General features: G+C 47.9%; 12 protein-coding genes and 1 riboswitch. Of the genes, 9 read left to right on the forward strand and 3 right to left on the reverse strand.

Features of this window, described 5'->3' with window-relative positions:
• Positions 1-275: 275 nt before the first annotated feature.
• The 5 genes from AC2TDN_RS02375 to AC2TDN_RS02395 all read left to right on the forward strand — a co-directional run bounded on the left by AC2TDN_RS02375 (position 276) and on the right by AC2TDN_RS02395 (position 5,950).
• Positions 276-1,391, forward strand: a complete 1,116-nt coding sequence (locus AC2TDN_RS02375; protein ID WP_484686946.1) for a sulfate ABC transporter substrate-binding protein — start codon at positions 276-278, stop codon at positions 1,389-1,391.
• Between the two features lie 34 nt (positions 1,392-1,425).
• Complete coding sequence (cysT, locus tag AC2TDN_RS02380) at positions 1,426-2,259, forward strand: sulfate ABC transporter permease subunit CysT (RefSeq protein ID WP_484686899.1); 834 nt, start codon at positions 1,426-1,428, stop codon at positions 2,257-2,259.
• A 17-nt stretch (positions 2,260-2,276) separates the two neighbouring features.
• A complete protein-coding gene (gene cysW / locus AC2TDN_RS02385; protein WP_482064903.1) occupies positions 2,277-3,161 on the forward strand; it encodes a sulfate ABC transporter permease subunit CysW in 885 nt (294 codons plus the stop codon).
• 25 nt (positions 3,162-3,186) lie between these two features.
• Positions 3,187-3,429 carry a YezD family protein gene (locus AC2TDN_RS02390; RefSeq protein WP_482064902.1) on the forward strand — a complete coding sequence of 81 codons (243 nt, stop codon included), beginning with the start codon at positions 3,187-3,189 and terminating at the stop codon, positions 3,427-3,429.
• Positions 3,430-4,021: 592 nt separating this feature from the next.
• The gene (locus AC2TDN_RS02395) at positions 4,022-5,950 is read left to right on the forward strand and encodes a dihydroorotate dehydrogenase (protein ID WP_484686900.1); all 1,929 of its coding nucleotides are present in this window, start codon (positions 4,022-4,024) and stop codon (positions 5,948-5,950) included.
• A gap of 103 nt (positions 5,951-6,053) precedes the next feature.
• Here AC2TDN_RS02395 and AC2TDN_RS02400 read toward each other — a convergent pair whose 3' ends face one another.
• Complete coding sequence (locus AC2TDN_RS02400; protein WP_144376731.1) at positions 6,054-6,200, reverse strand: YqzM family protein; 147 nt, start codon at positions 6,198-6,200, stop codon at positions 6,054-6,056.
• A gap of 207 nt (positions 6,201-6,407) precedes the next feature.
• Between AC2TDN_RS02400 and uvrC the strand changes: the two genes are divergently transcribed.
• Entirely contained in the window at positions 6,408-8,309 is a 1,902-nt protein-coding gene (gene uvrC, locus AC2TDN_RS02405) for an excinuclease ABC subunit UvrC (protein WP_484686901.1), read from the forward strand.
• Here uvrC and AC2TDN_RS02410 read toward each other — a convergent pair.
• A complete protein-coding gene (locus AC2TDN_RS02410) occupies positions 8,278-9,903 on the reverse strand; it encodes a CPBP family intramembrane glutamic endopeptidase (protein WP_484686902.1) in 1,626 nt (541 codons plus the stop codon). The genes uvrC and AC2TDN_RS02410 overlap by 32 nt on opposite strands.
• 245 nt (positions 9,904-10,148) lie before the next feature.
• Positions 10,149-10,353: riboswitch (cyclic di-AMP (ydaO/yuaA leader) on the forward strand.
• An 89-nt stretch (positions 10,354-10,442) separates the two neighbouring features.
• Here AC2TDN_RS02410 and AC2TDN_RS02415 point away from each other — a divergent pair.
• Together AC2TDN_RS02415 and AC2TDN_RS02420 are read left to right on the forward strand one after the other, a co-directional pair.
• Positions 10,443-11,783 (forward strand): TrkH family potassium uptake protein, encoded by a 1,341-nt coding sequence (locus AC2TDN_RS02415; RefSeq protein WP_484686903.1) that lies wholly within the window; start codon positions 10,443-10,445, stop codon positions 11,781-11,783.
• A 12-nt stretch (positions 11,784-11,795) separates the two neighbouring features.
• On the forward strand, positions 11,796-12,464 hold the full coding sequence (locus AC2TDN_RS02420; protein ID WP_482064897.1) for a potassium channel family protein: 669 nt from the start codon (positions 11,796-11,798) through the stop codon (positions 12,462-12,464).
• Between the two features lie 386 nt (positions 12,465-12,850).
• On the opposite strand, the gene AC2TDN_RS02425 is transcribed toward AC2TDN_RS02420, so the two are convergent.
• Positions 12,851-13,759, reverse strand: coding sequence for a LysR family transcriptional regulator (locus tag AC2TDN_RS02425; protein ID WP_482064896.1), 909 nt, complete (start codon positions 13,757-13,759; stop codon positions 12,851-12,853).
• Between the two features lie 306 nt (positions 13,760-14,065).
• Between AC2TDN_RS02425 and AC2TDN_RS02430 the strand changes: the two genes are divergently transcribed.
• On the forward strand, positions 14,066-14,737 hold the full coding sequence (locus AC2TDN_RS02430) for a succinate dehydrogenase cytochrome b558 subunit (protein WP_482064895.1): 672 nt from the start codon (positions 14,066-14,068) through the stop codon (positions 14,735-14,737).
• Positions 14,738-14,747 lie beyond the last annotated feature (10 nt).

Here is a 14,747-nt window from a genome sequence, read left to right on the forward strand (position 1 = left end):
AGCAATATCGGACAAGAGCAGGTTTTGTTTCGTTCATCGACCTCTCTTATAAAGCATTCTTATAGGACTTATCATTTTTTTGAAATTAAGTATTGACAGTATGAGGGGGTCACTGGTAATATTCTCACATAACCAACTAAACAGGTAGGAATAATGGTTCCCGACCGGACGAACCGGAGTAATCAACCTTTTCTCGGAGAAACGCCAATGTCCCGTATGTATGACTTAGTCGTGTTTCCGTAAGCTTGTTAATTTAAAAAAGGGGTGTAAGAATGATGAAGAAAATTACTCATGTTCGTTCAGTTGTGATCCTATTGGCCTTGGTGCTGGTACTTGCCGCTTGCGGTCAAGGAGGCAACAACGCAGCAAACAAAGAAACGAATAAGCCGTCCAACGAGGCTGCGGCAACAAACGCGGCTGCAACGGAAGAACCGGCAAAGGAAGAGCCTAAGCCTCCGGTTGAGCTGCTAAATGTATCCTATGACCCAACTCGTGAGCTTTATGTTGATTTTAACGAAGCATTTTCGAAGCACTGGAAGGCTGAAACAGGCCAAGATGTAACGATTAAACAATCTCATGGCGGTTCAGGCAAGCAGGCTCGTGCCGTTATCGACGGTCTTAAAGCTGATGTTGTAACGCTTGCGCTTGGTTACGATATCGAAGCTGCCGTAGAACCTGGCTTGATCAACGCAGACTGGCAAACTAAATTCGAGCACAACAGCGCTCCATATACATCCACAATCGTATTCCTTGTTCGCAAAGGTAACCCGAAAGGCATTAAAGATTGGAATGATCTTGTCAAAGATAAAGTTGAAGTCATCACACCAAACCCGAAAACATCGGGCGGCGCTCGTTGGAACTACCTCGCTGCATGGGGTTATGCACTGAAGCAAAACGGCAATGACGAAGCCAAAGCACAAGAGTTTGTTGCAGAATTGTTCAAGCATGTTCCTGTACTGGATTCCGGCGCACGCGGATCAACGACAACTTTCGTAGAACGCGGAATCGGCGATGTGCTGCTAGCTTGGGAGAATGAAGCATTCCTATCAATCAATGAGCTAGGTCCAGACAAATTCGAAATCGTATATCCTTCGTTGAGCATTTTGGCTGAGCCTCCGGTAGCTGTTGTCGACAAGGTGGTTGACGAACACGGTACTCGTGAAGTAGCAGAAGCTTACCTGAAATATCTGTACACGGAAGAAGGGCAAGAAATTGCCGCTAAAAACTACTACCGTCCGATTTCCGAAGCTATAGCTGCAAAGTATAAAGACCAGTTCAAAGATCTTGAGCTGCTTTCAATCGACAAAGACTTTGGCGGTTGGAAAGAAGCACAAACGAAACACTTTGCTGATGGCGGAGTTTTCGACAAAATTTACACGCCAGGATCATAATGCTCGATTTGAACAAGACTGGAGCTGACTTCACATGAAAGGTTCCAAGCCCCGTAACGTTCTGCCGGGTTTTGGTTTATCGCTTGGTTTCACATTGTTTTACCTCAGCATCATTGTCCTGATTCCGCTGGCTGCCGTTTTCTTCAAAACGGCAGAGCTCAGCTGGCCTGAATTTTGGAACACGGTCACGAATGCGCGTGTCGTCGCCTCCTATCGTGTCAGCTTTCTAACCGCTTTTTTCGCGGGACTTGTCAATGCGGTGTTCGGACTGTTGATCGCCTGGGTGCTTGTAAGATATCGGTTTCCAGGCAAAAAGCTGATCGATAGCTTAGTTGATTTGCCCTTTGCACTTCCAACGGCAGTTGCGGGCATTGCATTAACGGCCATCTACGCGCCAAACGGTTGGATCGGTTCCCTCTTGGAGCCATTAGGCGTTAAAGTCGCCTATTCCCCGATCGGCATTACAATCGCACTTATATTTATTGGTCTTCCTTTTGTCGTCCGCACGGTGCAGCCGGTGCTGCAGGATATGGAGAAAGAGACGGAGGAAGCGGCAGTTATGCTTGGCGCCTATCGTCTGCGAACGTTTTGGAAGGTCATTTTACCTGAGCTATTGCCGGCGCTGTTAACAGGGTTCGCGCTCGCATTTGCAAGAGGTATTGGCGAGTATGGCTCGGTCGTCTTTATATCCGGCAATATGCCGCTGAAGACCGAGATCACCCCGCTGCTAATTATGACGAAGCTGGAGCAGTACGATTACGCTGGCGCTACCGCGATTGCACTCGTTATGCTTGTTGTGTCCTTCCTGATGCTGCTAGTCATTAATTTACTGCAGTGGCGAATGAATCGCCGCACAGTGTCAGACTAAGAAGGGGGCATACACATATGGCTGGAGCAATTACCGTACACACGAATGAAGAAGCGGCGAAGCGCCCGCGACATATAACAGAGTCGGGCCCCGTAAAATGGCTTCTAATTGGAATCGCCATGCTGTTTCTCGGATTGATTGTTTTGCTGCCGCTGGTATCGGTGTTCGTTGAAGCCTTCAAGAAAGGCGTAGGCGTATACTTTGATTCCATAACGGAGCCGGATGCGCTATCCGCGCTCAAGCTTACGTTGATCGTTGCTTTAATTGCTGTCCCCGTTAATACAGTGTTCGGCATTGCGGCGGCGTGGGCGATCAGCAAGTTCCGTTTTCGCGGTAAAAATATTTTAATTACATTAATCGATTTGCCGTTTGCCGTATCGCCTGTCATATCCGGATTAATCTACGTGCTGCTGTTTGGCGCGCAGGGCTTTCTTGGACCATGGCTTGATGAGCGGGGCATCCAAATTATATTTGCTGTGCCAGGCATCGTGCTGGCGACCGTATTCGTGACCGTTCCTTTTGTAGCCCGTGAGCTAATCCCGCTTATGCAGGCGCAGGGCGTTCAAGAGGAGGAGGCAGCAGCTAGCCTTGGAGCAAAGGGCTGGCAAATTTTTTGGAAGGTAACGTTGCCTAACATCAAATGGGGACTATTATACGGCATCATCCTTTGCAATGCACGGGCAATGGGCGAGTTCGGTGCGGTGTCCGTTGTCTCCGGCCACATTCGCGGCGAAACGAATACGCTGCCGCTCCATATCGAAATTTTATACAATGAGTATCAATTCTCGGCATCGTTTGCGGTAGCATCCTTGCTTGTTATGCTTGCTGTCATTACCTTGATCGTAAAAAGCATCGTGGAATGGAAGTCCGCTCAGCAAAAGCCTGCAGAAAAAACCGAGTAAATCAGTTTAAATGGAGGGATTTTGAATGGCAAAACCGTTAGAAGTGGATCAACAGTGGTTGGAGCGAATTGCAGATCAAGTTAGTGGCCTAAGTTATGGACATGTGACTATTACCGTGCATGACGGAAGAATCGTACAAATCGACCGGACGGAAAGAACGCGTTATGACGGTTCCACCCAGAAGCAGCAGTCGCCATCCGAATCGCAGCAGCAATCAAAGCAGCAAGGCAGCCAGCCGAGCAGCGAAGCGCTTCGTATCGTACAATAGCTTTGAAGTCTTGAAAAATAGCGGTACAGGGGGTTATTCCTGTACCGCTATTTTTCTATTCAGGTCAATGGTTGCTTGACATCATGAGATTGTGGGCAAGCGAAAGTCTCCACCTCCAGGCTTACCTATGGCAAGCAATGAAGCAGGAATCGGCGGAATCCCCGGTTCTTCTGTAGTCTCGGGTATTCTCCCGTTAATATCTCGCTTTTGACCCTTTTTCGGTGAAAGTGCTCCGACTAACGGGAGTTTTTCCAGCTAAATGAACGAACTGGCGTGTTATCAGGAAAATAGATGGAGCTTTTCCTGTTCATTCCATGAAACCGAAATGATTTAAGCTAGTATTTTATTTCAAACTTACAGGTTAGAACAATGAGCGCTGGAATAAGCGAAAAAGCCAGAGGAAAGTAAGGTTAAGGAACGAATGACTGGAGCTCCAGTGCTCTAAACTAGCTGGTAAAAAATTTCATTGGACAGCCCCTTATTTTATTTTGGCAGATTGCTTCCGTGCACGAAGCGATACATTGCATGCTGAACGATAGTTCTCTAATATAAAGTAAGGAAAGACGATTAGAGACAAATGAGGAGAGTCACTATGCCGGATTGGTCGTATCAGACCTTGTTTCGTCCCCTATTATTCACTCTTCCGTCGAGGCTGAGCAGAGCTCTAACGCTGCGAGCAATAGGTACGCTAAGTAAAATACCAAGCGGCACATTTGTTATACGAACCTTAGGCCATATGGAGCCATCGCCGCAGCTGGAGCGGGAGATAGCAGGTATTTTTATGGATTCGCCCATCGGATTGTCCGGCGGGGTCGATCCGAATGGGATAGCTCAGCGGGCTTTTGCACAATTCGGAATCGGCTTTATTGAGCATGGACCGATCACGGTCAAGCCGATTCGCTGTGATGAACCAATTATTAATGATTGTTTAATAGAATCTATTCGATATCCGAATGGTTATGAAAATGAAGGAGTCGAACGTTTCGCAGAGCGTATGGCAAAGCCGGGTCATCGCTTGCCGCAGCTGGCTCGCATTGCGCCAATGCCGCAGGCCTCGCCCGAGCAGGCGATTCATGAGCTTGGCAGCATGATTGAACAGTTAAGCGCAGCTGGAGCAGCTGGGTTTTATATCGATGTGCTTCATCCCCGAAGAAGTTTGGAGGATGCCCGAACTATTTTAAGAGGAATATCAGTGCTTGCTTCCACTCATTCGCATACGATGAAACCATTATTTCTATTTGTCCCGCTCACCCTTCCAGACGACCCGCTTATTTCTTTTCTCCATGCGTTCATTGATGAGACAAGGTGGAGCGGAATAATCATCGGAGAAGGAAGCTTTACAGAAAAGGGTGAATACTGCGTAGGCAAAGCGGCGAAGGCTGCGACCTTGTCCAAAATAGTAAGTATCCGAAGCAAATGTTCTCCGAATCTGATCATCAAAGCAGGTGGGGGCGTACATGAGCCTCAGGATGCGCTTGATCTGCTTAATGCTGGTGCGAACGCCATTATGCTCCATAGCGGATTTGTCTATGCAGGTCCTGGGCTGCCGAAACGTATCAACGAAGCGATCATCTATGAGCAGGTTCAAAGCCTGCCTAAGCCTGCGGCTCCGTCCTTCTGGAAGCATTGGGGCTGGATGTGCTTGCTTGGGATCGGGATGATAATCGGCGGTATCCTGTCATGGATCGTTGCTGCAACGACGGTGCTGCTGCCCTATGATTTGAAATTTATCGGCATGACTTTGGAGGAGCTGAAGCATACCAATCATAATCTGCTGCACTTTATGTCACATGACCGAATTACGCTCTCAGGAACGATGCTTTCAATCGGCATCCTATACTTTCAACTGGCTTGGCATGGACTCAAAAACAGTCTCCACTGGACAAGAACGGCTCTGCTGGCTTCGGGGATTGTAGGGTTTGCAAGCTTCTTCCTGTATCTTGGCTATGGATATTTTGACCCGCTGCATGCGCTTGCGGCCGCTATCCTATTGCCGATGTTCTTGCTTGCCATGCGAAGCAATCCGGATCAGCCTTACCGTTTGCCTGTCAACGTCCGTAATGACCGCATATGGCGCCGAGCTATGTGGGGGCAGCTTTGCTTTGTCATACTGGGCTTTGCTCTTGCAATCGGCGGGCTAACGATTTCGGGGGTTGGGATTACGCAGGTGTTCGTTCAAACGGATCTCATTTATTTGGACACCTCGCATACGCAGCTAAATGAAACGAATGCGAAGCTTATTCCGCTTATCGCGCATGACAGAGCTGGGTTTGGAGGTGCGCTTCTCTGTGATGCGATTGCGATCCTGATCATTGCGTTATGGGGGATTCAGCAAGGAGCACGCTGGTTATGGTGGACGCTGCTGCTGGGCGGCGCACCGGGCTTTTATGCTGGCTTAAGCGTACATTTGTCTATTGGTTATATTGATTTTTGGCATCTCTCTCCGGCATTGTTTGCATTGATACTTTATATAATCGGACTCATTTTATTGTACCCTTATTTGATGAGAAGACCGTCATAAACAGTCAAGACGGCTTGATAAGAACGCTGGCATTTACCTTGCCGGCGTTTTTTGCATCTCATTATTAAGAAACAAAAAAGGAGCAGCAGGCTGCTCCTTTCTGTTATGAAATGATGAATTTCACGATTACTGCTACAGCGAAAATGACGGTCATAAGACCGAGCATGCCGCCAAAGCCGAACACGACGTCCATCAAGTCATGGCGAGGCTCTTCGTTAAAATGCTCGCGCGGGTCTCTTACGTTTTCCATCGTTGACGTCCTCCTTGAAAAAGACCGATTGCTTCAATCACAACCATATGCGGTCGTCTTTATGTAGTATCGGTTTATTCAACTTATATTAGTATACTCAAACAGCCAAACAGTTGTAAAGCTAATCCCGGTGACAATTGTAAAACAAAATCGACGATACTTATGCTAAAATGTGTACAGAATCATTAGGCAGTCGGAGGCGAGAGCATGGATCATCAGCAAACGGATCGGAAGCAGGCAGAGCAGCAACTTGCGGAGTCTAAAGAGACGATACGGAACAAACTAGCTTTGCTCCCCGATCAATCAGGCTGTTACCTTATGAAGAACAGCGAAGGCGTCATTATTTATGTAGGCAAAGCGAAGGTGCTCAAAAATAGGGTGCGTTCCTATTTTAACGGCAGCCACAACGGGAAAACTCAGCGATTGGTATCGGAAATTCGCGATTTCGAATTTATTGTAACCTCCAGCAACATGGAAGCACTTATTTTAGAATGCAACTTGATTAAGCAGCACCATCCGAGATACAACGTACTGCTGAAGGATGATAAAACGTTTCCGTATATCAAAATAACGAACGAGAAGCATCCGAAGCTTGAGGTCACTAGACGGATTATTAAAGACAAAGGCAAATATTTTGGCCCATATCCGAACGCATACGCCGCCCAGCAGACAAAGAAGCTGCTGGATCGGCTTTATCCGCTTAGAAAGTGCAATACGCTGCCGGATAAGGTGTGCTTATACTATCATCTCGGACAATGTATTGCGCCATGTGAATTTGACGTGCAGCAGACAGAGTACGACAGGATGATCCAAGAAATTTCGCGGTTTCTGAACGGCGGCCAAGACGTCGTAAAGATTGAGCTGCAGCGCAAGATGGAAGAGGCTGCGGAGAAGCTCGAATTCGAGCGTGCGAAGGAGTTCCGGGATCAACTGGTTGCGATCGATGCGGTCATGGAGAAGCAGAAGATTACGATGCAGGATGCGCTTGACCGCGATATCTTCGGCTTTGCGGTAGATAAGGGCTGGATGTGCGTGCAAATTTTGTATATGCGCCAAGGCAAGCTTATCGAGCGGCATGGGACGACGTTCCCTTATTACGGGGAAGCTTATGATGACTTCATAACGTTCGTAACGCAGTACTACAGCGATAATCCAGCGCTGCCGAAGCAAATTTTGCTGCCGCTGCCGCAAGAGCAGCTGCATATCGAAGGTGAAGCTGCAGATGGGGAAGCTGATGCCGCTGCTTCTACGCATGCTGACGACGTCATTGCGGCGCTCCATAACTGGTTGAAGGTTAAAGTGCTCATGCCGCAGCGCGGCCGCAAGAGCGAGGTCGTGACGATGGCTACGGACAACGCCAAGGTGATGCTCGACGAGAAATTCCGTCTCATTGAGCGTGATGAGGAGCGAAGCGTCAAAGCGTCCGAATCTTTGGCCGGCTGGCTTGGCCTTGAGGAAGTGCGCCGGATTGAAGCTTTCGATAACTCGAACATTCAAGGAACGAATCCAGTCTCGGCTATGGTCGTCTTCACCGAAGGCAAGCCGGATCGCAAGGAATACCGCAAATACAAGGTGGAAACAGTAAAGGGACCCGATGATTATGAAACGATGCGTGAGGTCATCAGGCGCCGCTATAAGCGCGTATTGAAGGAAGGGCTTACCGCTCCCGACCTGATCGTAGTCGATGGCGGCAAGGGGCAAATATCGGCTGCGCTTGATGTGCTGGAGAATGAGCTTGGCTTGTTTATTCCCGTATGCGGCCTCGTGAAAGATGCGAAGCACAAAACGGCGCAGCTCATGACAGGAGATCCTGCCGAGATTGTACCTTTGCCACGAGACAGCCAAGAATTTTATTTGCTGCAGCGCATTCAAGACGAGGTGCATCGATACGCGATTACGTTCCACCGCGAGCAGCGCGGCAAGTCCATGGTCGAATCGAAGCTTGACTCGATCCCGGGCATCGGCGAGAAGCGCCGCAAGCTTCTGCTGAAACATTTTGGCTCGATCAAAAAAATAAAAGAGGCCTCAGTCGAAGACTTTCGGCCTCTATCTATTGGTGATAAATTAGCTTCGCAAATTATAGCTGCTCTAGGGGAGGAGTCGTCGTAACTGACGGCTTCTTCTCTTTTTTATGGCTAAAGTATTTGATCACAAAGGCGATCAGCACCGGCAGCACCGAGAAGAAGATAGCCGAGACAATATTTGGCGCCGTTCCAATCGTAAGCAGCGATAAGCCGACCGCTACGCTGTTGAAGATCGCGTGGGTGAACATGGATGTAATCAAGCCGTATCTGACGAAAATAAAGCTGAAAACGAGCCCAATAATCATCAGCTCGATCAATCTTGTCGAGGATGGATAGAACGGATACATCACATGTCCAAGCGCCCAGAAGAAGGTTGGAAGCAGCGCAGCGGCAAACGTGTTTTTGAACCATCTGCGGAATAATCCAATGCCGAAGAAACGGAAGACAGCTTCCTCTGAAATGGCAGCCGCCCAAGCAAGCACCGGCATGAGCCATAATATGCCCATATTATAAGGAGACTGGGTGGCATCCGATGTGTCCCATGTGCCGATTGTCAGCCTTAAGGCGATAAAGATGACGGATTGCAGCGCGAATAGGATAATCGCGAATAAATAGGCGAGGCCTACACTGCGCCATACATGGTCGCCGTAGCCTTTCTGTCCGAAGCGCGGCCATAAGTCGCGGCCCTGCGCCTTCCATAGGCCATCGCCAGCGATCAATGAAATATAAATGGCTCCGGCCATTGGGATGGTCAGAAGCACAGTCACGACTGCTGTAACGGCCGTTGTCGCTCCAGCTAGGTCATTTTCACCCATCGAGGCTCGAATGCCGTCCAGCACATTCAGATTCATGATGATATAGGTGATAAAGTAAACGATGGTCAATATAATACCAAATTTGAAAGAGGTAAACTTTCGGTATAGCACGGCATAAATAATAGCCAAGACGAACAAGACAAAGCTCATGAAGAAGTAACCGAAGCCAGTAAGGAAACCAGCAATCCTGTCTTGATTCTTCACATAATTGATGTAATCATCCGGGGCGATAAATGCAGGCTTATATTTGGTTATGACGGTTCGACCATCAACGATTCGCGCATCAACATGAATCGTTAACTTCGCATCCTGTATGGCGTAGTCGGCTTTAGGCATGCCCTCCCAATCACCGTTTTCCAATATTCGATTACTTTGAAATTCAACCCCGCTGAAGCTTTGATTCGTCAGGAAAGCTTTCGCTTCCTTCGTTTTATCTGCATCAGAGAGTTCTTCACCGTCGATTTGCAAATTCCATGCTACAATTTTTTCGCTTTGCATATGTAAGTAAACGAAGCCGCCGCCGCCGCTAAATTTCAAATCAACCTGAAACGTATCGGTCGGGAAGCTGGGGTCATATTTGTCAGCATACGTTTTGGACAGCTTATTTTTGGAAAGATAGCCGTTCATTATTTTATCGGTTTGATGAACAGCTTTAGCCGATTTGACCTTTAGACCCGTCTGTTTCTCTGCGAAAGCGGTGGCGCGGCTCTCAGCGGTCGATTTCTCAATAACTTTTGTGTTTAAATCGCCGGATGCAATGGAGGCAAACATGGGAACGATGTCAACGGCTGCATAAATAATAAAGCATGCAATCGCCGCCCATAGAAAACGTCTCCATTCATTAGGCTTGATAGAATCAATCATGGATTCACCTCAACTGTCTTTAAAATGAGTAGCATATGTCCATACATTAACACATTAATCCCTGATTTATCCAATGAAAATAAAGGTTTGCACACAAGAAACTGCGAAATAACGATGTCCAGCAAGCTTGAAGCTTGCTTCTTAATCCCAATGCCCGTATTTGGACTAATATCGTCCCTTTTGTCAAAAATATCACCTTTATATATGGACTGCTTTAGGATTATAATCGTTAACGTCATACAAATTGAATAGCACAGCCGAATTTCCTTAGGAAAACGGGGGAACCATAAAGCTGTCAAAATAGATGAACTAGCTGTTTGCATAGGCGGTTCTCATTTGGCGGCATGGGGTGAATTTTAGCGGTGGAGCTTGGGCTCTTGCCGCCGAATAGGGCTGCCTGTCCAGGCCCGAATCCGTCAGCTAACCTCGTAGGCGTCTTGGAACAGGACTCATCGCACAGAGCACTTGAGTTTCCAGTGCTTTTTTTATGCTCAAAAACAAGTAATTATGATAAGACATACACAGAAGAAGGACAACGGATGAAGAGGGATTGGAATGTTCTCAAGTGGTCGCCTCCGCGCATATTGGTTTGCGGCTTCGCGCTTATTATATTGCTGGGTGCCGTATTATTATCCATGCCATTCGCATCGGCAAGCGGTGAGCGGCTGCCTTTCATCGATGCGCTGTTTACCGCGACCTCGGCGACATGCGTTACGGGGCTTGTCGTCGTGGATACGGGTACATATTTCTCCGTTCCTGGCCAGGTCGTATTGATGTGCTTATTCCAGCTAGGCGGACTGGGTTTTATGACGATGGCAACGCTGGTTGCGCTTGTACTGCGCAAGAAGATTTCACTTCGAGAGCGTCTTTTGCTGCAAGAGGCTATGAATCAGTCGAGCATGGAAGGTATCGTTCGGCTCATTAGGAGGGTCATCGTTTATTCACTGGCGATCGAATTCGTCGGATTCATCTTGTTTACCTTAAGGTTTGCATTCGATATGCCGCTTGGCAAAGCGTTGTTTTTCGGAGCGTTTCATGCCGTTTCCTTATTCAACAATGCGGGATTTGATATTTTTGGCGACTACAGAAGCTTAACGCTGTACGTATCTGATCCCATCGTCAATATCGCGGCAATGATGCTCATCATAACCGGCGGTTTAGGCTTTGTCGTCATGTCGGATTTGATGGAGTATCGCAAAAACCGCAGGCTGTCGCTGCACAGCAAGGTTGTCCTGTCCATGACGGGGACATTAATAGCAGTAGGAACAATCGTCATTTTTGTTTTCGAGTTTTCCAATACGAAGACGCTTGGCTCGTTGGACTGGGGCGGTAAGATTTTATCCTCCTTCTTCCAGTCGGTGACGCCGCGGACGGCGGGAGCCAATACGCTTGATTATACAGCTTTGCGACAAGCAACTATGTTTTTCACCATCATTCTGATGTTTATCGGGGCATCGCCGGGCTCGACAGGCGGCGGTATCAAGACCACGACCTTTACTACACTGATCGGAGCTGTTATTGCGATGATTCGCGGACGCGAGGATATTGTGATGTTCCGGCATCGGCTTGGCAAGGACAGGATTTTTAAGGCGCTAACGATTACATTAATCTCATTAGGTTTAGTTATTATTGTAACGATGATCTTGTCGATGACGGAGGATCATGCGTTCATTAAATTATTGTTTGAAGCCACCTCTGCGTTCGGTACGGTGGGGTTGTCGATTGGCGTTACTCCGGAGCTCAGCACAGTAGGAAAAATAGTCATTGCATTAACGATGTTTGCCGGACGGCTTGGACCTTTGACGCTAGCTTATGCGCTGGGGCCACGCACAGAAAAAGAAATGTACCGGTATCCTGAAGGCAAAATTACGATTGGATAGGGGAAGCTGCAAGTGGGGACGAAGAAAAAGCAATTTGTCATAATAGGGTTAGGTAGATTTGGATCAAGCTTAGGCCGCGAGCTAATCGAGCTCGGCAATGAGGTGCTTGGCATTGATAAGGACGAGGAGGCCGTTCAGGAAATGAGCGGTGTCCTCACTTATGCCGTAACTGCCGATTGTACGGATGAAGAAACGCTTCGTTCGCTCGGTGTACGCAACTTTGACTGCGGCGTCGTTGCAATTGGCGATGACATTCAAGCGAGTATTTTAACGACCATCTTGCTTAAGGATCTAGGTGTCAAGCAGGTTGTTGCGAAAGCAATGACGGAATTGCATGGCCGCGTGCTTGAGAAAATCGGCGTCGACCGCGTCGTTTATCCGGAGCGGGACATGGGCATTCGTGTTGCGCATCAGCTCGTTTCACCCAACCTGCTCGATTATATTGAGCTCTCCAAGGAATATACGATTGCCGAGCTTGCTGTACCTCATTGCTTGAACGGCAAGTCGCTGCATGACCTGAACCCGCGAGCAAGGTTCGGCTGCAGCATCGTTGCGATCAACAAGCCATCCGGCATCATTATTGCGCCAACGGCAACAGATGTGCTTGCTGAGCGCGATGTGATGGTTGTTATCGGAACAAACGCGCAAATCGAAGATTTTGAGGCAACTGTTATTCGTTAAGTTGTTATTAGGAATGGAATTGACATGCAGGTGGAAACCGCTGCGACGCCAATCATACATCACTTGCTAATATTGCTCATACTTATCGTTATAGCTGGGATGCTGGCGGGCCGTGCTTCTATAGTTTGCCTGACCGCAAGGCGGGATGGAACAAAAATGAGCTCGTATTTATGATGTGGGTAAGAGAAACGGGGGTTATTCCTGCTGTTTAATCGGGAATGATCACAAGCGCAGGCATCCAGCATGCGGAATAGATTGCTTCTATTAATTAATGACCATTCTCATTACGGTTCTGCTCCAAGCCAGCACCACCGCTTTTGTCGCAAAACGGCTGGGGATGGATTCGGAAGCGTAATATTGGAAATGCTGAAGGACAGTGGCCTCTTTTAGAGGCTGCTGTCCTTTTTGGTTGGAAAACGCGCCGCCAGCTCGTTAATCCATAGTCGGACGGAGGGGCTCAGCGCTGCTGAGTCTGCATGAATAAGCGAGGTGGTGCGCTTCGTATCCTCAAGCTCGCGAATAGGGATAATGACAAGCTCATTGTCTTCGAGCAGTTGTTTGCGCATGTACGATTGGGGCAGCAGCGTAGCCGCTCTGCAAGTATGGAGCAAACGCAATATCGCTTCAAAAGAATCAATCTCCATGCGCACATCCGGCTGAAGATGGTATTTGTCGAAGAGCTCGTCGGTAAGAATTCTGTACCAGGTTCCTTTGGAGAACAAGATCATCGGCATGCCGGTCAAATCTTGAATGCCTAACGGGCTTTTATCGAGAATGACTTGATTGCGCGGAAGCACAAGCGACAGATGATCCTCAAACAGAGGGATACATCTTAATGTCGAATCCTCGATGCTTGACGCTACGATCCCGATATCGGCTTTTTGATCGCGAACGAGCGACACGATTTCATGCGTCTTGCCCGTAATCGCTTTAATGTCGATTTCCGGGTGGGTTGACGTTAGCCTTTGAATTAAATCGGGAAGCGTCGTTTGCAGTGTCGTCAGACTTGCGCCAATCGTCAGCGTAGTATGTCCCGCTGAAGTAAACTCGGAGACGGTTTGCAAATATTTGCGGTGAAGCTGGCGCAATTCTAAGGCATATTCGTACGTCATTTGCCCGATCCGGGTAAGCTCAAGCCGTTTGCCGATCCGTCGAAATAAGGGAGAGCCTAATTCTTGCTCAAGCTTAGCGATCTTGCGAGAGATGGCAGGCTGCGACAGATTGAGCAAAGCGGAAGCTTTATTCATACTGGATTGCTCGACGATTACGGTAAAGACATGCATCTCTTCATTCATGAAAAAACCCCTTATGTCATTTTGTTATAAGAAATTATAAAAAATAAGCAATTCCATTATAAGCTTAAAAGGAGTAGGATGGGAAGTGTGGCTAATATGTGTCGACTTTTGTTGACGGAGAAACATGCTGGGGTTACAATGTAGAATGATTTGCCATGCGTAAATAGCTGAAGACTGCCTATAGGCAGCTCAGCGCTTTTGTTTGCGCTGAAATATAAGCAATGTATAGGTGTGAAGCCGATACATTCTTATATTTTTAACAAAAAGCATGCTAGCACTCACAGTATTGAAAGGAGAAGGAATGACATGGAAGGAAACTCGTATTTCTCGCGCAAGCTTCACTCGCTTCTCGGGATCATTCCGCTCGGCGGTTTTATCGTCGTGCATGGTCTGACCAACTATCAGGCGTTTGAACGCGGACCAGAGGGCTTCGACAAAGGCGTACATTTGATTAACAGCTTGCCAGTGCTGCCGCTGCTCGAGATTTTCGGTATTTACCTCCCGCTTTTGTTTCACGGTATTTACGGCTTGTACGTGGCATACCAATCGAACACAAACACGGGACGCTTTAAGTATGGTCGGAACTGGGCGTTTACTGCACAACGGGTTACAGGGGTAATTACCTTTGTATTCGTATTCTGGCACGTATTCCAAACTCGGCTGCAAGTTTATCTCGGCAACATCACGCATGAAGAGCTGGGGTCTACGATGAATCAAATCGCAAGCAGTCCTGCTTATTTCGTACTTTACGTAATTGGCGTACTTGCAGCTGTCTTCCACTTCAGCAATGGCCTATGGGCGTTTCTGGTCAGCTGGGGCATTACGATCGGCCCGAAAGCGCAACGCATCTCGTCTTACATTTGCATGGGCGTGTTTGTAGTCGTTTCGGCGTTGTTTATTCTTTCGCTTATCGCGTTTAGCGGCGATGAATTTAAGGAAGCTGCGAGTGCTGCAATTGCACTTACAAATATCGGATAGTTTGTAGACA

It is taken from the genome of Paenibacillus sp. Y660 (genome assembly GCF_057221575.1).

Excerpts from the sequence above, each read along its gene's own strand:
- AC2TDN_RS02375 (WP_484686946.1), top strand. The coding sequence starts at position 276 with ATGAAGAAAATTACTCATGTTCGTTCAGTTGTGATCCTATTGGCCTTG.
- cysT (WP_484686899.1), top strand. The coding sequence starts at position 1,426 with ATGAAAGGTTCCAAGCCCCGTAACGTTCTGCCGGGTTTTGGTTTATCG.
- cysW (WP_482064903.1), top strand. The coding sequence starts at position 2,277 with ATGGCTGGAGCAATTACCGTACACACGAATGAAGAAGCGGCGAAGCGC.
- AC2TDN_RS02390 (WP_482064902.1), top strand. The coding sequence starts at position 3,187 with ATGGCAAAACCGTTAGAAGTGGATCAACAGTGGTTGGAGCGAATTGCA.
- AC2TDN_RS02395 (WP_484686900.1), top strand. The coding sequence starts at position 4,022 with ATGCCGGATTGGTCGTATCAGACCTTGTTTCGTCCCCTATTATTCACT.
- AC2TDN_RS02400 (WP_144376731.1), bottom strand. The coding sequence starts at position 6,200 with ATGGAAAACGTAAGAGACCCGCGCGAGCATTTTAACGAAGAGCCTCGC.
- uvrC (WP_484686901.1), top strand. The coding sequence starts at position 6,408 with ATGGATCATCAGCAAACGGATCGGAAGCAGGCAGAGCAGCAACTTGCG.
- AC2TDN_RS02410 (WP_484686902.1), bottom strand. The coding sequence starts at position 9,903 with ATGATTGATTCTATCAAGCCTAATGAATGGAGACGTTTTCTATGGGCG.
- AC2TDN_RS02415 (WP_484686903.1), top strand. The coding sequence starts at position 10,443 with ATGAAGAGGGATTGGAATGTTCTCAAGTGGTCGCCTCCGCGCATATTG.
- AC2TDN_RS02425 (WP_482064896.1), bottom strand. The coding sequence starts at position 13,759 with ATGAATGAAGAGATGCATGTCTTTACCGTAATCGTCGAGCAATCCAGT.
- AC2TDN_RS02430 (WP_482064895.1), top strand. The coding sequence starts at position 14,066 with ATGGAAGGAAACTCGTATTTCTCGCGCAAGCTTCACTCGCTTCTCGGG.